This window comes from Rhizobium skierniewicense, from assembly GCF_014196515.1.
Lineage (GTDB): Bacteria > Pseudomonadota > Alphaproteobacteria > Rhizobiales > Rhizobiaceae > Agrobacterium > Agrobacterium skierniewicense.
Window position 1 is genome coordinate 81,106 of sequence record NZ_JACIDV010000010.1, and the last position, 20,634, is coordinate 101,739.

Below are 20,634 nucleotides of genomic sequence, written 5' to 3' on the forward strand. Positions count from 1 at the left end.
CAACATCTGCGCTTTACCATTTGAGGACACTCCGATGCGGCAAGAATGTATGCCATGAGCGAGCCGTGAAGTGCGCCTTAGTGCGCCACGTGCCGCACCTCTTTTCTTATCAGGCGCTTAGCTGAAAAAGGTTCGATGACTCTGTTCGTTCCGCCATGCACAATCAGATCGGTCATAATAGCTCCCAGGACAGGAACAAGCTGAAAGCCGTGGCCGGAATATCCGAAGGAGTGGAAAACGCCGCTGGCATTGGGCGACGGGCCTATGATGGGCAGGTGATCCGCTGTCATGGCTTCCATGCCAGCCCATGTCCGCACGATACGCAATTGCCCCACGATGGGAAACAGATCTGTCGCGGCACGGGCACCCTTTGAGAGCTCTTTGAAGTTGACGAAGCTTCGCTGGGCGTCGAGATCCGCTCTTCCCTGAAGCCCCCCACCGATGACAAGCGTCCCCTGGTCCGACTGCTTGAAGGAAAGCGGGCGGCCCACAACGCTGACGACCGGCTTCAACAGAGGCGCAATGCGTTCCGTGACGATCATCATCGAGGCTTTGTGGCCGATCTGAATGTCATCGCCGACCATGGCGGCGATTTTAACCGCCCAGGCTCCGGCGGCGTTGACGACGGTTGGCGCGATGAATTCCATCGTCTCCGTCCTGACGCGCCAGTCGGCGCCCGCGTGCTCGATCGCGATGACACCCGCGCCTTCGTAAATTGTGACGCCGGCGGCTTCTGTCGCCTGGCGGAAAGCCTTGAGCGTACGGTGGGGATCTGCGGCACCATCGTTTCGAGCGATCAGTGCGCCCATGCAATGTGGCGAGATGGAAGGAACAAGGCGCAGAAGCTCCGCGCGGTCGATCAGTTCCTCATGGTCGTAACCCGCCGATCGAATCTTGGCGAGACGCTTCTCCAGAACGGTGAGATGCTCGGGCTTTTCCGCGATGCTCATCTGCCCGTAAGCATGGAAACCGCAACTGTCGCCGACAATGCGCTCAATGTTATGCCACATGTCCATGGCCTCGAGCGAGATCGGGATCTCCGCGAGATCGCGGTTCAATGTTCTGACGCCCGCAGCCGTCGCCCCGGAAGAATGACGGCCGACCCAAGAACGCTCCAGGATCGCAACCGTTTTGCCAGCTCGTGCCAGGTTCATCGCAGCAGAAAGACCGTGCAATCCCCCGCCGATGACAATCGTGTCCAATGCATTCCCGCTCATGACGATCTTTCCTGACTGTCGAGGGCTGCAAGTTCGCTCAACGTGACTGGCTTCAATGGCGGACGCACACGATAGAGGCCAACATCCGGGGCGGCCCGACCTTCCGCATCCGCAAGAACACGCGCAATGGTGTACCCGCATTGACGGCCCTGACAGGGACCCATCCCGGCACGGGTGAAGGCTTTGATCTGATTAGGACCCGGCCGACCCGATGTAAGTTGGGCGCGCACGGATGCGACACTTACTTCCTCGCACCGACAAGCGATCGTATGGTCGGGTGGAACGAATATCGATGGGCGGGGGCGATACAGCTTGTCCAGGAACGGGCGGGTTGCAAGGGCCTGCCTAAGGCGTTTGCGTGTCGGTTCCGCCTGAAGGGTGGCTTCTAGCTGTGACACTCGTCCGGACTTGAATACAATTTGCAGACCCGTCAGCACGCCGCGCAGGCATGCCGCCTTTGCTCCGCCGATCCCGGCCCCATCTCCGGCGACAAAGATATTCGCCTCGGACGTTTCGCCCCAACTGTCGAGCTCGGGCGCGAAGCTGTCCTGATCGGCGTTCCAGACGTGTCGGCAGCCCAAAGCGAGGGTCGGATGGATTGTCGGGACAATGCCTTCATGAACGAGTAAAAGCTTCGCGTCGACAGTGGCGGACTGGCCGCTCGCCGTCACGTAGCGAAGGCGCTCAAGGCTTTCCTTGCCCGTCGCTTCGATCTCGGCCACGTGCTGGATATACTGAACTCGCCGTTTGATCGACTGGAGCCAGCCGACTCCCTTGAGGATATCCATTGGCGCACTTTTCAACGCGGAAAAGAGATCGGGCAGCGCGCTGCTGATCTGGCCTGCACGAGACGTGTCGAGGAAACCCGCAATCCGACCGCCCGCTTTAAGAAGCTGAGCTGCATAAAGGAGTGAGAGAGGGCCACTCCCTGCTATCCAGACCGGCTCAGATGGGATTTGATCTGACGTCTTCAGCACGATCTGGGCAGCGCCGATTGTCATCACACCCGGCAACGTCCAGCCCGGAAATGGTGCCGGCCTTTCCTGCGCACCCGTTGCCAGAAGGAGGTAGTTCGCCTCGATAGAGCTTGCGGCACCATCGCGCGTGACATAGGCCCGCGGGCCGGCTTCGACCTGCCATACCTGCGTGCCTGGTTCGTAACGAGCGCTGCTGGCGCGGAATTGCCGGACGAGATCAAGCCCTTCCGCGTAGGCCTTGCCGAGGATGTCCATCCGCGGTGTACCCGAAACCGCTTCGATATTACGCCAGATCTGGCCGCCCGGGGTAGGCTGTTCGTCGACAACCAGCACATCCAGTCCGTAGCGCCTCGCCACGACCGCTGCCGACATACCTGCAGGCCCGGCGCCGACAATGAGCAGATCAACCTGACGGCTCATAATGCAATCCTCCGCCGTCCGAGTTGCCGCTCAATCCTCATTCCATCGCGAACCGAGACAAGACAGGTTTGGACAGATGCACCGTCTACCACGGCAAGGCACTCGAAGCAGACTCCCATCATGCAGTAAGGTGCGCGCTTGGTTTCGGAAACTGGGGTCGTGCGTGACCAGACAGGATCCTGACGCAAAAGAACTGCGGCGACACTTTCATTGGCCTCGGCTGCGACTGCCTCACCATCGATGTAGACCGTGATGGCTCCCTGGGGCACTTTATTGAGTTTCTTGAACATTAGCTAACCTGCGCAACCGATCTGAGCTCGTGGGCATTAAGAGGAAACCCGGTGACAACTCGCTCAAGAAGATTTTCGCGCATCAGCGGTCCGAGCTCTTCGAGGATATCGTTGCCACGACCGAAATCTCGGTCATAACAAGCGCTGATGATGTTCACGCCGCTCCTGTGAAGGGGCGCGGTTATGCCGGCGAGCTCGGCAAGCAAGAGCGTCGGCATCAGGCCGAAGGGTACATCTTCAAGGATGTACCGTGTATCAAGGCTCTTCGGGCCCATCGGGTCGTTTCCGCGAGCAATGACGGCAACCGCCAATTCCCAGACACGATCACCCTCGACTTTGTGGGTTAGCCTGTAGTGATCGAACACGGTGCGGACATCCTTCCCGAACGCGGAGGCGATCGCTACGCGCTCACGGTCGAGCGCCTCGATTAGGTTCCCAACCGCCGATGTGAGGTTCGTATTCTGGCCCCAGGACTCGCCACGCTCGATCCTCGTCAGATTGCATAGAGCAACGGCGAGGTGGTTCTGCGGATTCAGATTGCTTAATGCGATCGTGAGAATGTCATCTTTGAGGTTGAACCGGTCACCGAAGACGTTCGCGCATATCGCCAGTCCCGCGTCTGCGAAACGAGTTGGAACCGTTGCCATATCGACTTTGTCCCGGATGGTCCCGATGTTGAATGTGTTGGGGCCGCGTTGCTTGCTGGTCAGCACCGTCGTACTCCAGGCCACGATCGGGATTTCGATGCCACGTTCGGAAAGACGCTTTGAGAGAAACAATGCGGCAAGGGACAGGTGGCTACTGATGATGACCGTGTGGTTCTTGCGGATGAACGGTATGAGTGCTTGGAGCACGGATCGGTGGCCGTAGGCCGGCAACGCCAATACTATGACATCGTTTGAAGCCAGCTCTTCGGCTGAACGGCAGATCGCTGGACTGAACTCGCCTTCGATCATACCGGTGATCGTTAGGGCGGCTCCTTTGGCGAGGTCCACCGTTCCGGCCCCCGTGGGAGACCAGACGCTTGCTGAGTGACCTTGCTTATCCAGAAAGGCCACGTAGCCCATCGCGATTGCTCCGGCACCTGCAATTCCTACGCGCATATCTCACTATCCTTGCCACTATATGTAGCCGTTATGTATTTCCAATCATTTGAAACAGATCGAAGGTCGCGGAGGTTTGACCGCGATCATCGCAATTCCCGGTTTACTCGACTTGCACGACATGTCCGGGAGAAACCTCGACATACTTCCGCTGCGGAGGCACGTAGTCGATCGAACGAACAGGGCTCTTGATTTCGTCCATCTGACTGTTTCTCTTGATCCGGCGCCTTGCCGGATCCGGCACAGGCACCGCGGACATGAGCTTCCTGGTATAAGCGTGCTGAGGGTTGTCGAACACAGCTGCTCGCGGCCCGATTTCAACGATTTCGCCGAGATACATGACAGCGACGCGGTGACTGACTCGTTCGACGACTGCCATGTCGTGCGAGATGAACAGGAATGCCAGGTTCAGACTTTGCTGCAAGTCGAGGAGAAGGTTACAGACCTGCGCCTTAATCGAGACGTCGAGCGCTGAAACGGCTTCGTCGGCGACAATCACCTTCGGGTCGAGCATAAGGGCGCGCGCGATCGCCACACGTTGCCTTTGCCCGCCTGAGAACTCGTGTGGATAGCGCTTCATCATTTCGGCCGAGAGACCGACCTTCTCCAGAAGGGCGGCGGTTTTGTCGCGTGCCTGCGCCTTGCTTCCGAGACCATGTTGGATGAACGGCTCCATAACTGCATCGCCGATATTCATGCGCGGGTTGAGCGATGCGTAAGGATCCTGAAAAATCACCTGAATCGACTGACGAACCTTGCGCAGTGTTCGTTGGTCAAGCTTCAGCATATCATGACCATCGACAGTAATGCTTCCGCTTGTCGGATCGGTAAGACGGGTGATCGAGCGTCCCGTCGTCGACTTCCCGCATCCAGATTCCCCGACCAACGACAAGGTCTCTCCCTCGTAGAGGTTGAACGATACCTTTTCGACGGCATGCACTGCACCGGTCGTTCGGCCGAATATTCCTGAACGAATTCCGAACCGAGTGATGAGGTTCTTCACCTCAACAATTGGCGCCCTGTCCTTCGCCACCGTATCCCAGACGTCCGCGAGAGGTTTTAATTCGCCGCTTTCCGGGTCGACGATGGGAAAACGCAGAGGCAGGTGGCTTTTTCCCATTGCCCCAAGCCTGGGCACCGCGGCAAGCAGGGCACGGGTGTAGGGATGCTTGCCGCGATGGAAGATTTCTTCGGTCGGACCGGTTTCCACCTGGTCGCCACGATACATCACGATCGTCCGATCAGCGATCTCCGCAACCACTCCCATGTCATGGGTGATGAAAAGTACCGACATTCCCTCCTCATCCTGAAGCTCCTTAATCAGGTCGAGGATCTGCCCCTGAATTGTTACATCGAGCGCTGTCGTCGGTTCGTCTGCGATCAGCAGCTTGGGCCGCGATGCAAGCGCCATGGCGATCATAACGCGCTGACGCATGCCGCCGGAGAACTGATGGGGATATTCGTCGAAGCGTCCCTTCGCGTTCGGAACGCGCACTTTGTCTAGGAGGCCAAGAACCTTCCGCTTCGCTTCCTCAGCGGAGATGTTCTGATGAACGGTCAGGGCTTCGGCAATTTGCTTTCCAACCGGCAAGATTGGGTTGAGCGAGGTCATCGGTTCCTGGAAAATCATTGAGATCTCGTTGCCGCGTACCTGTCGCATCTCTTCTTCCGAAAGAGAAAGAAGCTCCCTGCCGGCAAGGATTACACGGCCTTCGATTCTGCTCGAGGCTTCCGTCAGCAGGCGCATGATCGACAGCGAGGTGACGGACTTGCCCGATCCAGACTCGCCGACGATGGCGACGGTCTCCTTGGGGGCGATATCAAACGAGATATCGCGCACCACCGGGTTCCATCCATCTCCAGCGCGAAAGGAGGTGGTGAGATTTCTGACCGACAGGACGGGCGCGGCAGAAGAGCCTGCATGATTGATTTGATCGGCGATCTGGTTCATCGCTCATTCCTCGTTTTCGGATCGATCGCATCGCGCAAGGCATCACCCAGCAAATTCAGCGCGAGGACCGTGAGAAGGATTGCAAGGGAGGGGAAGACAACGAGCCACCAGGCGCTGAGGATGTTTTCGAATCCCTCGCGGATCATTGCGCCCCAGGTTGCCGTGGGGGGAGCGACACCGAGACCGATAAAGGCAAGAGACGCCTCGGTACGAATAGCGGATGCCATCCAGAGCGATGCCACGACGACAATGTCGGACAGGATGTTCGGAAGGATGTGGACGCCCATGATTCTGATCGGCGTGAAGCCGAGGGACTTGCTAGCGTCGATGAAATCGCGTCGCTTGACGGCAATTGTGGGTCCGCGTGCGACGCGGGCAAAGGGAGCCGTCTCGGTGATCGCAATTGCAATAATAAGATTCTCAAAGCTGGCGCCGAGCATTGCCGCGACCATGAGCCCAAGGAGCAGTGTCGGGAACGACAGCATGACGTCCACAAGGCCCATGACGATCTGATCGAAGAGACCGCCGATATAACCCGCGAGAATTCCGAGCGCCGAACCGACGACCATCGCAATCATCACGGAAAGGAAGCCAATCGCGAGTGAGATACGGGCCCCATAGAGCAGGCGCGACGCCACGTCGCGACCGAAACTGTCGGTTCCCAGCCAAAACTGCGCGGATGGTGCGCTCAGGCGGTGAACGATGTTTTGCTTCAGTGGATCGTAAGGTGCGATCATCGGAGCAAAAACGGCAGCCAGCACGATCAGGAGAAGCAGTCCGATGCCAACCCAGGAGAGGCGGTTGCGACGGAGTGCGGTAAGCACCGGATTTGGCGCCTTCTCAGGCTTTGCGGATTGCAAGATGATATCGGTCATTTCGCGTAACTCACTCTTGGGTCGACAGCGGCGTAGATTACGTCGGTCAAGATGTTGACGAGGACCACGAAGGTTGCAAACACGACCATCAGGCCCTGCAGCATGGTGTAGTCGCGTGACTGAAGTGCTCCGAGAATGAGCTTGCCCAGACCAGGTCGGGTGAAGACGATTTCGACAAGAACCGAGTTTCCGATCATCGTCCCGAAGTTCAGCCCGACCACCGTCACGATCGGGATAAGAGCGTTGCCAAGGGCGTGCCGGATGATGATGCTCTTGGTCTTGACGCCTTTGGCGCGCGCGGTGCGGATATAGTCCTCACCCAAAACGTCAAGCATTGAGGAGCGGGTGACGCGGGCGATATAGGCGGTCATGATCAGGCCGAGATTGAGAGCCGGCAAAGCCAGGCTTCGCAGATGATCAATCGGATTGGCCGTAGGCCGGCTCATCACCGGGAACCAATGCAGCCAGACAGCAAATGCGAGGAGCATCAGAATTGCCGAGACGAACCCGGGAAACGAGAGGCCGACGAGTGAAAGAAGACGGCTTGCATAGTCCGGCCATTTGTTGCGGCGAATAGCTGCGACAATGCCAAGGGGGATACCGAATGCCACACCGATGATCATCGCGGCGGCGGTGAGTTCGAGAGTATAAGGTAAGACAACAGCGACTTCGGACAGTACCGTACGGCCGCTGACGGCGGAGAGCCCGAAATTACCGGTCACCATGTCACCCATGAAGCGGAGGTATTGAACGGGTAACGGCTGGTCGAGGCCGAGCTGCGCGCGCAGTGCGGCGAGCGCTTCGGCACTGGCGCGATCCCCAAGCATTGCGACGGCGGCATCACCGGGCACCAGCCGAACGAGGATGAAAACCACCGTCAGCATTGCGAGCAAAGTCGGTATGGCCAAAAGGAGTCTTCGGATTACATAGGTTGTCATATGGTAGCCCTTTCAGCATCGATGCAGCTCACCAACTCTTCGTCAAGGTTTTTGGAAATTGGACCCGCGTCGATCGAAGAATCGCGACGCTTGGTCGACGAGGGGAACAATCGGAGATCTAGCCCGGAAAGACGCGGTATAGGGCACGCGAAGGCTGGGCTTGGCCTCGTCCGACCGATACGTCTGAAATTCAGCGAATGAGATGACATATTGGCGACGGCCAACACGCGCCACCCAGAGTCCCAGGTGCGTGGGCGGCCAATGGTCGGGTGATGACATCGCGATATTATTGCGACCTCACCGACGCCTGTTTCAGGCGGGAAAAGTTCGATAGACACGGCGGTAGTTCCCCATATTATTATTGTAACTTCAAACCCGCAGGGGTAGAAAGTCAAAGTCGAAAAATTTGGCTTCATATTCGCGTGGGTTATAGTTCATGAGAAATCCGAGCCTTCGGCAACTCGAAGGTTTAATAGCGGTTGTTGAAACCGGGACTGTGAGCCGTGCATCGGAGGTCCTGCGGATTTCCCAGCCCGCGGCCAGCAAGCTGATCCAGGACCTGGAGTTGGACAGTGGTTTGAAGCTGTTCGAGAGAGAGAGCGGGCGGCTTGTCCCGACGGGTCGTGGAATGCGGCTCTACGAGGAAATCAAGCGCATCTTTGGTGGTGTCAATCAGGTCGCCCGCGCCGTTGAAGCGATGCGGAGAGAGGAATCTGGCCATCTCGTGATCGGCGTGATGCCGAGCCTGTCGGGTCCTTTTCTCGGTCGGGTCGTCGCGGGTTTTAGATCCCGCTATCCGGACGTATTCGTGGAAATCGAGACGCAAGCGTCTCAGTTTCTGACGGAATCGGTTCTTCTGGGACGTATTGATCTCGCGCTGGTCAAGAGTGGACTGGAGCATCCGACGATCATTGTTGAACCCATAGACAGCCCGCCCATGGCGGCAGTTTTGCCGTTAGGCCACCACTTGCTGGAAAAGTCTGAGCTCAGCCCGGTGGAACTTGCCTCAGAGCCCTTCGTCGCGTTCGGCGACTCAAGCCGAACGCGCATAAAAGTCGATGCGGCATTCGAGGCGCACGGCTTGAAGCCAAAAATTACCATGGAAGCAGCGACAGCGCCGAATGTCGCGGAATTCATTGCTGCTGGGCTGGGCGTTACGGTGTCGGATCCGATTTCGATGGAATGCGTCAAGGGACGCGTTGCATTGCGTCCGTTTCTCCCAAGCATTGATGCCGAGTACAGGCTTTATCGCCCGGCACGAGCCCGGCACACGGATCTGGTGCTGGAATTTTCTCGAGAGGTGCATCTGGCCGCAGCCAACACCACACTTGCCATCTAGAGCAAGACCCCGGCCAGCAACTCTCCAAGAGGAGGAAACGTAGGCCGGGGCAAGGTGGGGAGGATTGAGACGGGCTACTGCTTGAACGTCGTGTTTTCCGTGATCGGCGGCGCCAGATTCAACGCGCCTTCGAGTTCGTACCCATAGTCAAGCTCGTTCTTACGAACCCAGACCTGCATCAGGTTGAAAAGCGGGATTCCGCAGACCTGATCATAGATCTTGTGCTGCGCGTCCGACCAAGCCTTCAAACGTTCAGGATCGGTTGCAGCCTTGCGGCCTGCTTCGATCTCCGAATCGGCGGCATCGCAATGCGAGAAATTGGTGACTGCCGTCGGCTTTCCGATCGAGGCATTGGAATGGTAGAACTGGCTGAGATAGCTGTCGGCAACGGGATAACGCGCGGCACCATAGAAGACGACGTCGCTGAGATCCTTGCGGCTCTGTTCCTGATAGGTTGCGTGATCGACCACCTGCATGTCCATATTAATGCCGACCTCCGACAACTGGCCCTGCACGACCTGCATGATCGGCTGCTGCGCGGTGGCCGATGAGACGATGGCCTTGATCGTCAAGCCGTTGCCCAAACCGGCTTCCGTGAGAAGCTTCCTGGATAATTCCGGATCGTACTTATAGCTCCAGGTGCAGTCTTCACCAAGAAAACCCGATGGGACGACCGAGCAACCCTTCTGTCCGACGCCCGCCCCGACGAATTCAACGATCTGATCGACGTTCACAGCATGTGCTATTGCCTGACGCACTTTGACGTTATCGAGGGGCTTGTGAGCCTGATTAAGGAACAGCGTGCGATATTCGCCCGGTGCGAAGATATCGACCGTTGAACCATCCCATGCCTTGGCCTGGTCGACCCAGCGCTGCTCGCGCTTGCCGTATATAAGATCGAGCTCACCGGAGCGGAACGCAAGTTCGCGGCTCGCGTCCGAGGGAATGAGATTGTACTGGATGCCGTCCAGTTTCGGCTTGCCGCGGAAATAGTCCGGGAAAGCCTTCAGCGTTACCGATTGCTGCGTGACCGCGTTCTCGAACATGAAAGGCCCGGTTCCGATCGGACGGAGTTTGAAGTCGGCTCCCAGCTTCTCAGCTGCCTTTTTGCTGATGATATTGCCGCCATGGTAGTTTGCGATCAGGCCCAGGAAGCCTGGAACCGGGCTGTTCAAGGTGATCTTCACGGTCAGCGGGTCGATCGCTTCGATCGATTTGACTTCGGTGAAGTCGTTCGAAAAAGATGACGTTTTCGGATTCTTTGCACGCTCCAGGGAGTAGACGACGTCCTCGGACGTCACCGTGCCGTAGTCACCGTGAAACTTGACGCCATTTCTCAGATGGAAAGTCCAGACCAGACCGTCCGGCGTAGTTTCCCACTTTTCGGCAAGATCCGGCTCGATCTTTGTCGGGTCCGCGCTGCCGGGCGGGAAGCGAACAAGGCCGTTGAACATCCATGAGACGACACCGACATCGACGGTGGCGGTGGCCCTGGTCGGATCAAGCGTGGCGACGTTTTCGGCGGCAGCACCGACGCGTAGCGTGGCTGCCTCTGCGGCACACGGAAGTGCAGCTGTCGACAGAAAAATTGCGATTAGCGCGGAAAGGTTCAATTTCCCAGTGTGAGATATCATGTTCGCCTCCTTTGTTATTGTTTCCACTAAATTTCAAAGGCGTATAAGTGTCAAAGTCGCTGATTTGGGCGTGGTATTCGCACGGGTTATATTTACCCTCCACGGTGTGTGCAATTATTCAACCGTGAGCTTTCCAGTTGGCACTGCTGTTGGAGCAAGACTGAGAAAAGCCGGAAGTCGTTGATTTCGAGATGTTTGTCGAGTGTAGGTTCTCCGGTTTTGCGCGCAATTATCATCGTCGGCCTTTCATTGATCTCAAGGAAATCTTGACGCACAGGGCATGGTGCGCTGATCGCCGACGGATCCTCTCTCTCTCTCTCTCTCTCTCTCTCTCTCTCCTGCCTCTCAGATGCTGAACCATGCTCGCAAACGAATGGGCTGAGCCGATAAGAGTGCGCCGCCTTTTGGAGGCACCCCGAATTGCTTGCTAGGCTGCGATTTGCCGGGCTTCCCATTCATGTCGCAGATCATGACCGCAATGACCTAGCAAGACCTCGCTATATTGCCAGACCGGTGGCTTCAAGTCCGCCGGACGGATCGGACTTTTGAGCTCGTCATTCGAGGCCGGGCGAATCTAATAACGGCGTGCCGGGTCAGCAACCGGGACGGCAGATAGAAGGCGTTTGGTTTAGGGTATTGTACGTTCTCGAAAATTGCCTGCCGCGGTTCTATCTCGACAATCTCGCCAAGATACATCACCAGAACGCGGTGGCTTACGCGTTCGACGGCTGCAGTGTCATCTGAAACAAAGACATGGTGATGGAAGCTGTCGTTTCCGGTCGGGCCGACATAGGCTACGCGGATGGCCCCTCAGATCGCCCCGGCTTTCTTTTGGAAACCCGCTCGCTTGCCGCAATCGTCGCTATACGGATGGGACACAGGCTGGCCGGTCTCGAGCGGATTACCCCTCAGGATTTGGCTGGCAAACGGATCATAAAACAGGAAACAGGCACACTGTTCGCCATGCGGGTCGAGGTGGCCATTGGCGGTATCCCCCGTCGTCCCTTTCCTCGAAGTGAACTTGTCGCATGCGGCATTCAGTCTGGTCCGCGAGGGCGCGGGGATCGCAATAATCGATCCTGCCGCAGCCATCGAATTCAAAGACAGGATCGTGCTGCGGCCATTCTCGATATTTATCGATGCGGGGTTCCTCGAAGTCCGTTCAGTGAACGGTGCTACCTCTATAATCGTGGATCGTTTCGCAACTGAATTTTGGAACTTTCATGACGCCTTGATGGCACAAAGCTGTTTGGTAAGCTGACCTGTTCTAGCACTACTTTGGCGAAAAGGTTCGAATGTGTGGAACATGTCCGTCGACGTGAATTCTTCCAGACTTCGAGGGGCTGAAGCCCGCCAGGAGTGTTGCGTTACTCAGCAAGTAAGTACGGAGAAGCAAGGGGTCACTTTGTCTTTCTTGGAGCGATCAAGCATCTGACGGATTATTATCGGCCTACCTATCATCCCCACGTGTTGGCTGCCCGTGGCGATCTGGGCATCACGCTGCCGATCTCAGGGACAGGCTACGCGCTCGAATTGATTTCCTTTGTCACATTATCGATGGGCTTCTTGATCTGCTGCGTCGGCTTGGCAGTAGTCTACGGCTCGACGCCGAACGAACAAAGATTTTCGTTGATGAACTAGATGACTGCTTGAAGAGTCGGGCCATCAGCACCTTCCTGAAAGAAGCCGAAACTTTGCGCAGAATCTTGTTGCGTGGGAAAGTTCACGGGGCTCCGCTCACGAGCCTTCGTTGTATTAGCCATATCGATGCGGCCTTAGCATTTGCAATTGTCGCCTCTCTCCTTCATCTACTCATGTAGCGCTACTTACAATCGGAAATTGGATACGAGAAACAGGTAACAGGCTATTGCTGCAGGCACCGCCAGACCACGACGCCAGTCGCCGGTCCGCAGTTAGCGGGAATAGCGACCGAAGGCCCGAAACGTCTGCCCAAATCTAGCCCTTTTTTGCTAGGACTTTGAGAAAAGGTGGCAGGATATATCGAGGTGTAAAATATCATTTAGGTATTAATCATAAAGAGTTACTTGATGTTTTATTTTTCCGCTAATCGGTTCATTTTCAGTTATTCGTACCCGCTAGACTGGGTGCCGTACAGTTTTACAATAATTAATCCGAGCCCAAATCTGAGAAATTCACATACCCTACCTGGAGTTCTAGGTGCGCGGCATAAGAATCTAGCAAATTTGGAATATTCGCTTAATTTATCTAAGATTGACCTGTTTTCCGAATTATTAGAGATATGTTCTCTTAAGGGATAATCCAGTAATTGAGACTTTGTGCCAATCCATTTTGTTTTGATTGTCTTGTAAAGTTTTTCCTTTCGACCCGTTATCACGGATTGAAAAATCAACGCTTCACTCCTTTCGACTTTTTTAATGCGGTTTCTAAATTGAATTTCTAATCTTTGAAAATGGATATTTATGCTATATGACTTTATCGCCGCGAATAACTAAAGGAGATTTAGGCGGAACTTTAGGCGCTCATTTCGCGATTGGCCCACGGATGATGTAAAACACTACCTAACAAATTTGGAAAAAACACCAACCACCGACAAAGTCGGTCCAAAGTCGCATCCACTGAATTATTCACTAGTCTTTTGACGGGTGAAAATGTGCTTTAGGTCCACTAATTCCACTGTTGAGTAGGTAACGCCTCAATATATGGAAATTGCCTCCTAATTTCTCAATTCACTCTTTCGGCATTTTGAGCGGACTCCTATAAGTATTATAACCTCTGCCCTCACACTCGCCATCGAAACATCGAGCAATGAGTCATTCTTGGATAGACTTAAGGGGCAAGCCCGCCGGAAGCGTAAAAAATTTAATAGATCATCAGAAAAATTTGCTTAAGGGCACTTGGAGTAGCGAATTTCAAATTCCGGATACCAGCGAAGTTGTTGAGACAAGCGAGTTATACTTTCTATACGGGCCGAGCGAATTGCTCACAAATTTCAATGAGCAAAACGGTTCTCTCCTGATGGATGAAAAAGCGACGTGGGGGGTGTCTAACGTGGCCCCCTGGCAGTTGGAGTTAGACTTCGTGACTGCAAACCACTTCACAACCTACTTTGCGCTGTTCAAGAGCAACCTGTTCACGGCTGAGGATCACGAGTTTGTCAAACACTCGCGCTGCGCGGTCGAGGTCAGATATCCTGTCGTCGCGGTCGGGTCGCTCCCGTAACACGCGATGACAAACTCAAATCTAGGTCGCAGTACCATCAAGCGCCACCCCTCAGCAATGAATCTCTTGTTATCTAGCTTATTTACGTCATTTCGTGACTGTACCGTTTTTACTTAAATGTTGTAATGTTGCCTCCTTAATAATAATCGAATTAATAATATTTGAGTACGCCATTTTAGATATTTGCAGGTGAAGTTAATCGAAATTCCTACAGAAATATTTTGTAAAAATGTTGCGTCTTTATTATAAAAATCTAAAAATTATCCCATCGTAGATAAGTAAAGATTTTAAATTGTTAAATTGCAAGAATTAAGAAAGAAGGGCCTCCCCGATTTCGACATTGAGAAATAAATTGGTAAAATTCAAACACGAGGACAGTAAAACTGGTGAAAATGTGGAATTGAAAATTGATCTGATAATGTCCAGTATCCTCGCTTTCATCTTACACATTACGTTCGCTATTATCATCCTCTTTAGCGTAATTTGCCAGCGTGGTGTAGCATCCGCACCCCCGGCAATTGCCGATTAAATGAGACTTTTCACATCGATTTTTAGTCAATATTTGGAGGCCACTTCCCGACAAGCGTGAAAGCTTTCGGCTCGCTTTTGACATTTGTGCCAAACTTTTCTTCTGTGGGTCCCTGCCGCCACGACTTTTTGTATGTTTAAGAAGCGAAATAATGCGTGTGGGATCCACGCCGTAATTTTCACGCGGAGACGCGTTACGCAAAGTCAAGCACTCAATTATGTGTAGGGTCGGGGAGACAAGCGGTGCGTGTATATCCTTGCAATTTTCAAATTATTGGTCTTGTCCTTTTGACTTGGGGTGAACCGAACGCCTCGATATTCCCACGTAGAACTTTAATTATTCACCTGAATGATTAATGCGGCGCCGGACCCCCATTTGTTCAATTGTTTGGGAACGAGCCCTGTTAGATATTCAAGTGACAATAACTCACAACAATCCCGAGCCGTACCAATTATTGGCAGCAATCATGTGGCTCACCTTTACCACTATAAGTACGCTTCATTCTCAGGAGCCTTAAGAAATTAAGTTCTCTACCTTTGTAGAAAAAATACCACAAGTATGGGCTATACACGTCCCGTTTTCCAAATGATCGATTTGCGTGATGTAAGCGATCATGCCCTTGCAAAGTCCGCTCTAATCGGAGCGGAGGCAGTATATCGTGAATTTGTGGAGAAAACCCTAGCCAGCGCCCAAAAATCTTGGGTTGACTCGCTGAGGCGTCATGACGATCCGGACGATGCTGTTGGCATAATCCTAGCGCGATTTGCAAAAAGTCCCTGTCTGCACGGGCCGAGGCTGGAGCGGTTTGACACAATCTTTACCGATCATCCTCTCCTTTTCGTTTATGGTCCTCGCGAGAAGATTATACAATATACGAGAAATTCCCTCATCTCCGTTCATGCAACGATTGGCCTTGTGGCATGTTCCGTAGCGCCGTATGCTGAGGGTGTTACGTACCAGAGCCTACGCTATAGGCATAATCAGATATCCCCAGGTTCCTGCCTTTTTGAGGATGCTTTAGAAGCTTATATTGCTTTTTTCCCAAGCAGGTCATTTCTGGAGTTGCCCTGTCCTGTGTTTGAGGTCCACAATGGTTATGTTCATAAGTACTTCGCCCTGCAACCCGGACACCGCTTTTGGTGTGAAGTCATAGCGGTTGGTTTGGCTTTTCCTCCCGCGGGTACGGAAAGACCAGTTAACAAGGCAACCCATGCGAAAAATCGCCCTCGGGGGCGGCTGTGTTGTTGCATCAGTTAAGAAGAGATATCTGCAGCCCTACATGGGAGAGCCAAGGCGGCATTCCCGAGAATAAAGCCAGAAGGTTGACTCAAAATCAGTATCCCGATCGAAAGCATCTTATCAGAGTATATGGGGTTTGCGCTATAATATTCTTAATGCATGCCTATGTAATATCATAGACTTGTTTATTTTCTGTCTTTCTGCTGTGAACGTTGTTTTTATGTTTGAATAAATAGTCTGTAAAATATTGAATTAGTTTTAATGATGAGTATTGTTCTGATTCGGCTTAATCGTATTACTGTCTCAAGACACATAATCCAATATTTCGTAACAGGCTACAAGAATACTACACGCATGCACCAGATGTTGCAAAAAAGTCAAATAAGCCACTGTATTGTGCTCATAAAATCAAACCATTTACGTGCAAATGTCTATAAATGTAATAAGCCGATAGAAAAAAATGTGATTAGCACAAAGTAAATCGTGTATTTCTCGACATAATGGTTCCTTCAAGGCCGAACTTTGAGCCTTTTAATCTCCTATCCATTGGCGATTGTCGAGAAATGTGCTTCATAATCGGGTGTATTTGCTCGCTATATCGTATTTATATTCGAGATAATCTCCTCCTTTATCAGGAGATCTGGGTAAAATATTGGGTGAGCAAATTTAAAGAGGGCGAACTGAAGAGCGAGATCGCCGCGATGTATCTCCGTTTTCCATTTCCGCATCCGCTGGAGATTCAGTCCCCCGTTTATCCGGAGGTGATCTGTAGCAACGCGAAGCCGATTTACATCTATTCCTCAAGGGACGCCGTACTGAGCTATGTGCAATCTGGGGATGTCTGCCGATTTGGTAAGACAAATGTGCTTGCATGTACATTGGCTCCATACCAGTCAGAAGTCTCAATCAAAACAGTACGACATTTGTTCAAGTGTTTACGCCGTGAAAATTGTTTTGGGGACGACTCCGGTGAGGGCGATTTGAGTCATTTTGTGGCCATCCTTCCCACTACCTCTTTCCGGGATGGGCCGCGGTTTCACCTCGGAGGCCAAACTGTTCAATTTTTTTGGAGAGAGGGAGGTGTGGAGTTCCGCCACGACATTCTTGCGTTTGGCAAAGCGTTATTCATTGGAAAGCTGGCCGACGGATTGTCATGCGACTGGAATTGCGCGGGGGAGGATTCCTGTTTGGAACGTGGTGAGACTGCTTCATGGAGAGGCAAAATTCCAATGACCGTTCGAGAATCGAGAACACCTGATGCTTGGCGTGTAGAGGGCATGAGATACGGATTTGTCCACCCCGTGCGTCCTTCAAATATGACTCCAATGCACGATTATTCTTGCCAACCACTGCTTTCCGGAAATTTGGAGCCGAGTGTTCGTCATAAAGCTTGGAAGCGCTTCATGAAAAAGATTCAGGAAAAACGCAGATCCTTTTCAAAATTGTTTTCTCTTTGATCAGAGCAGTAGGGAATGTATTTTGTTTGAGAATGACGCTGGTTACGCTTTCGATTTTGTCAGTTTCAATAATAAGTTTGTGATATCTGAAATGTAATCAGAAGTATTAAATGAACCAGAACTTAATATTTTGAACTTTAAGTTTACTAAATTATGAAAATCACGGCATATAAAATATATGTCCCAATTAGTTTAGGATTTTTATCAACGACGCTTAAATTATTTATCGGGTCACTACGCATATTGTGATTAGAAATATCAACGATACGAAGTATTCGTAGAGCCACCGATAATTTATTTAACAGTACATAAGAAAAACAAACGTTACATGAATTTCTGAAACAACACAAACACAGATAAAGCCACACACATTTATGACATAGGCAGAGATTATTCAATATTGCGTAAGATCACGCGATTTCTGGCAGGAGCATGTCTTCAACTCAGCCCAAATGGCAGTTGAAATACTGGAACCGCCCCATATGCAGGAGCGGATCATTCATTGTTTGTTTGGTTGCCTTTGCCAACATGGGAGTCCAAGGTTTCAGGCAAGCTTCGGCAATGAGAGGGCCAACGATCTTCAGGATTTCTGGGTCTATGCCCGAAGCGTCGAAGTCCTTGGTATCAAGCACGTGAAAGCTTACCGGATAGTTTTTGGCTGCTTCCTCAAAAAAAGTCTTGACATCGAGCATGCTACCCCGGCTCCCTCCTCCTGGGACGGTGAGAATATACCGCGCCTTCGTACCAGGACGCACTGTCTCCACGACACTGTGGAAAAAGTCAGTGGCCCCAACAACATGCACGTCGAACCCGAACCTCTCCTGCAGAACGCAAAGCCCGTAAGCGTGCGGGACGAGTAGGTCAGATCCTGAGGCTATGAAATAAAGGGGGGTATCACTCTTGAAGTCTTCAGCAAATGCCTCTCCAGCCAACACACACTTCCTTGCAGCATGGAACAATGCCACCGGTAGCGCTTTCAGGGATGATGCCAGGGCTGGCATAAAGCTCCAACTTTCCTTGATTTCCAAAATACCGCCAGTAAATGACGCCATTAGCATGTGGGTAGCATGGAAAGCCTGGGTTGTTTCCCCGGTGAAAAATGCACTGTGACCATGTGAGGCGAGCGGGGTATCTTGAGACTTCGTGAAGACCACTGTTTTACAAGGCTTGTCCTTCAGGCGCTTCGCCGCTTCTACAGTTTCTGGAGTTTTCCCGGACTTTGATGACAGGATAATTAAAGTGTCTGCGGCATCAGCGATTGATGTGTTGGCTTTCAGTAGGTCCACGAATCTCGAAGCGGCGTGGCTAATGAAGCAGAGGTTTTGCGCAACCTCGTCAGTATACGCATTCAAGCTTTTTCCGATTGCCAACCCAGCACCAGCAGATACGAAGAACACCTGCCTCAGTCCATTGGCGGCGAGGCGCCGCCCGGCTTCTGCGACATTTCCAAGCTGTTTGATCGTAGGGTCAAGTTCCTCAGCGATCTTGGCTGGTTCGATCGACAGGGGTGTGTAGAGCATGTCCATCGAGATGAATTATGCAAAACAAATGCTCGTGTAATATGTTGTTGATTTGTGGGAGTATAATAGACAGCGAGGCTATTTATCCTTTTTAGAAACGCGAAAGACGTCACATTGAGCGTCACACGCATTTTTTTCTTGCTGTAACACGTTGGTTTAGTTCACTTTTGACTAGCGAGGCTTGGCGTGTCAGAGCATCTATTCAAAAGTCACTAATGGCTGCGGATCAAGGAAAAGTAAGATGGAAGGAGAATACGAGCAACATGTAGGCCCGGATAGTATGTCCCACACGCCGAAATCAACGACAAAAATGGTAGAAAAATATCAGTTAACTGAGATACTTACGTCATGGCTCACGTGCTGATTGAAAAATAATTAGTATAAACAAGGACGGCAACAACAAAAACCAAAACAACTATATTCATCAATCTTATCTAGTTCTCAAAAAAATCATATCTTCACACGTGAAAATGCCAATTTCTCAGGCCTACCTTGGCTCTGCAGAGCCCCCAAGTGGAATCAAAAGTTTTTACTTCATCCGACATGGCACGACCGACCTCAACGAGAAGGAGATGGTCGTTAACGGCGAGAAGCACTGGGGCGTGCAAGGTTCGGGAACGAACATTGGTCTTAATGAAAAAGGGGTACGCCAGGCTCTGTTGGCCGGCAATGTTCTTCGGACCCTTCCAATAAGCAAGGTTGTCTGTTCACCACTTTTACGTGCACTTCAGACTGCCTTCATCGCTAATCCGGGTTGTCCCACCTTTCAGATTGAAGATGATCTTCAAGAGCGGGATTTTGGTGAACACGAAGGCGGCTTTGGTCCGCTTCAGATGTTTGAGGACGACTATCCCGATTGTGAACCTACTGAAATCTTCTCAATCCATGTCGCCAAGGCTCTCAAGCATGCACGTAAAGAAAACGTGCTTCTCGTCGCCCATGGAGGTGTGCTGAGGGTTGTCGCGGCACTGCTCGGGGTTGCTATAACTGATGAGCATACCGACAATGGGCGTGTTCTACATTTCAGTCTGGATGCCGGAAACTGGTCTGTGCGTGTAATCCAAAGTCGTGTAGTTATGGTCACTGGCGCAACTCGCGGCATCGGCAAGGCCATCGCGCAAGAACTTATTAGGCACGGCTATCGAGTGAGTTTGGGTGCCCGCAACGTACAAGATCTGGAAGCAGTTTTTGGCGACCAGAACGAAGCTCTTCACTATGCATGTTTTGATGCACTGGATCACAGCTCAATGAAAGATTGGGTGAGCACGACCGTCGCGAAATTCAACAAGATCGATGGATTAGTCAACAATGCTGGCTGTGTCGATCATGTTGACCTCGAGAAAGAGATCAATGTCGAGATGCTTCAAAAGCAATGGGATATCAACTGCGTGGCCCCTCTAATCATGACAAAGCTATGCATGCCTTATCTGATTGAATCTGGTTCTGGCCGCATCGTTAATCTCAACTCAATGTCTCGCCAGCGTGGGTTTAATTCCTTTGTTGGCTACAATGTGACCAATCATGCATGTGGGAGCCTAACACAGATTATCAATCATATCGGATTGGACCATCGTGTAGGAGCAATTGATATATGCCTAGCTGTTTCCGCTACCAACATGAGTTCTTTGACTGATACGGTTGGGCCTGAGCATATCGCAAAACTCATCCGCGAAGAAATTGAGCGTCCCAACATTGCATTCAACTGATGAGCTTCTACTATGTTTGTGAAATAATTGCGCATTATGTGATTTGCGTTGGGCTGCAAGCAATATTGTGTGTATTTCTGATTATGTATTCCTGCCTATGTAATTGCGAAGTTTCAATTATTATATGATATTGTCTTGAATTTCAGTATTTTACGAATTCAATAATTTTAATTTCAAAATATCACTGTAGTATTGAAAATTACAAACATAAAAATTTATTTAAAATATAACAATAAAT

14 protein-coding genes are annotated in these 20,634 nt (G+C 52.0%); 5 read left to right on the plus strand and 9 right to left on the minus strand.

The features are described from left to right. Positions 1 to 77: 77 nt before the first annotated feature. The 7 genes from GGQ73_RS16465 to GGQ73_RS16495 form a co-directional block, all read right to left on the minus strand. Positions 78 to 1,217 (minus strand): NAD(P)/FAD-dependent oxidoreductase, encoded by a 1,140-nt coding sequence (locus tag GGQ73_RS16465; protein WP_173994865.1) that lies wholly within the window; start codon positions 1,215 to 1,217, stop codon positions 78 to 80. Next, the gene (locus tag GGQ73_RS16470; RefSeq protein WP_173994866.1) at positions 1,214 to 2,614 is read right to left on the minus strand and encodes an NAD(P)/FAD-dependent oxidoreductase; all 1,401 of its coding nucleotides are present in this window, start codon (positions 2,612 to 2,614) and stop codon (positions 1,214 to 1,216) included. Before GGQ73_RS16470 ends, GGQ73_RS16465 begins: the two co-directional genes overlap by 4 nt. Next, the gene (locus GGQ73_RS16475) at positions 2,611 to 2,904 is read right to left on the minus strand and encodes a (2Fe-2S)-binding protein (protein ID WP_080830660.1); all 294 of its coding nucleotides are present in this window, start codon (positions 2,902 to 2,904) and stop codon (positions 2,611 to 2,613) included. Before GGQ73_RS16475 ends, GGQ73_RS16470 begins: the two co-directional genes overlap by 4 nt. Then, a complete protein-coding gene (locus tag GGQ73_RS16480) occupies positions 2,904 to 4,007 on the minus strand; it encodes an NAD/NADP octopine/nopaline dehydrogenase family protein (protein ID WP_173994867.1) in 1,104 nt (367 codons plus the stop codon). The genes GGQ73_RS16475 and GGQ73_RS16480 overlap by 1 nt, the downstream gene beginning before the upstream one ends. 103 nt (positions 4,008 to 4,110) lie before the next feature. Further along, positions 4,111 to 5,958: an ABC transporter ATP-binding protein gene (locus tag GGQ73_RS16485; protein WP_080830658.1), complete on the minus strand. Its 1,848-nt coding sequence runs from the start codon at positions 5,956 to 5,958 to the stop codon at positions 4,111 to 4,113. Next, positions 5,955 to 6,833 carry an ABC transporter permease gene (locus tag GGQ73_RS16490; RefSeq protein WP_173994869.1) on the minus strand — a complete coding sequence of 293 codons (879 nt, stop codon included), beginning with the start codon at positions 6,831 to 6,833 and terminating at the stop codon, positions 5,955 to 5,957. Before GGQ73_RS16490 ends, GGQ73_RS16485 begins: the two co-directional genes overlap by 4 nt. Continuing rightward, complete coding sequence (locus GGQ73_RS16495; protein WP_173994870.1) at positions 6,830 to 7,771, minus strand: ABC transporter permease; 942 nt, start codon at positions 7,769 to 7,771, stop codon at positions 6,830 to 6,832. Before GGQ73_RS16495 ends, GGQ73_RS16490 begins: the two co-directional genes overlap by 4 nt. 436 nt (positions 7,772 to 8,207) lie before the next feature. Between GGQ73_RS16495 and GGQ73_RS16500 the strand changes: the two genes are divergently transcribed. After that, positions 8,208 to 9,110 (plus strand): LysR substrate-binding domain-containing protein, encoded by a 903-nt coding sequence (locus tag GGQ73_RS16500; protein WP_173994872.1) that lies wholly within the window; start codon positions 8,208 to 8,210, stop codon positions 9,108 to 9,110. 74 nt (positions 9,111 to 9,184) lie between these two features. Here the strand turns inward: GGQ73_RS16500 and GGQ73_RS16505 are convergent, their stop codons facing one another. Beyond that, positions 9,185 to 10,744, minus strand: a complete 1,560-nt coding sequence (locus tag GGQ73_RS16505; RefSeq protein ID WP_173994873.1) for an ABC transporter substrate-binding protein — start codon at positions 10,742 to 10,744, stop codon at positions 9,185 to 9,187. A 982-nt stretch (positions 10,745 to 11,726) separates the two neighbouring features. Here GGQ73_RS16505 and GGQ73_RS23265 point away from each other — a divergent pair. The 3 genes from GGQ73_RS23265 to GGQ73_RS16520 all read left to right on the plus strand — a co-directional run bounded on the left by GGQ73_RS23265 (position 11,727) and on the right by GGQ73_RS16520 (position 17,170). Next, positions 11,727 to 12,005, plus strand: a complete 279-nt coding sequence (locus GGQ73_RS23265; RefSeq protein WP_272434457.1) for a type 2 periplasmic-binding domain-containing protein — start codon at positions 11,727 to 11,729, stop codon at positions 12,003 to 12,005. Positions 12,006 to 15,032: 3,027 nt separating this feature from the next. Further along, positions 15,033 to 15,731 (plus strand): RolB family protein, encoded by a 699-nt coding sequence (locus tag GGQ73_RS23370; RefSeq protein WP_012477971.1) that lies wholly within the window; start codon positions 15,033 to 15,035, stop codon positions 15,729 to 15,731. Between the two features lie 482 nt (positions 15,732 to 16,213). Further along, positions 16,214 to 17,170, plus strand: coding sequence for a RolB family protein (locus GGQ73_RS16520; protein WP_178111691.1), 957 nt, complete (start codon positions 16,214 to 16,216; stop codon positions 17,168 to 17,170). Between the two features lie 443 nt (positions 17,171 to 17,613). Here GGQ73_RS16520 and GGQ73_RS16525 read toward each other — a convergent pair whose 3' ends face one another. Beyond that, positions 17,614 to 18,696: an SIS domain-containing protein gene (locus GGQ73_RS16525; protein ID WP_065657540.1), complete on the minus strand. Its 1,083-nt coding sequence runs from the start codon at positions 18,694 to 18,696 to the stop codon at positions 17,614 to 17,616. Positions 18,697 to 19,160: 464 nt separating this feature from the next. On the opposite strand from GGQ73_RS16525, the gene GGQ73_RS16530 reads away from it, so the two are divergent. Next, the gene (locus tag GGQ73_RS16530) at positions 19,161 to 20,396 is read left to right on the plus strand and encodes an SDR family NAD(P)-dependent oxidoreductase (RefSeq protein ID WP_032489938.1); all 1,236 of its coding nucleotides are present in this window, start codon (positions 19,161 to 19,163) and stop codon (positions 20,394 to 20,396) included. Positions 20,397 to 20,634 lie beyond the last annotated feature (238 nt).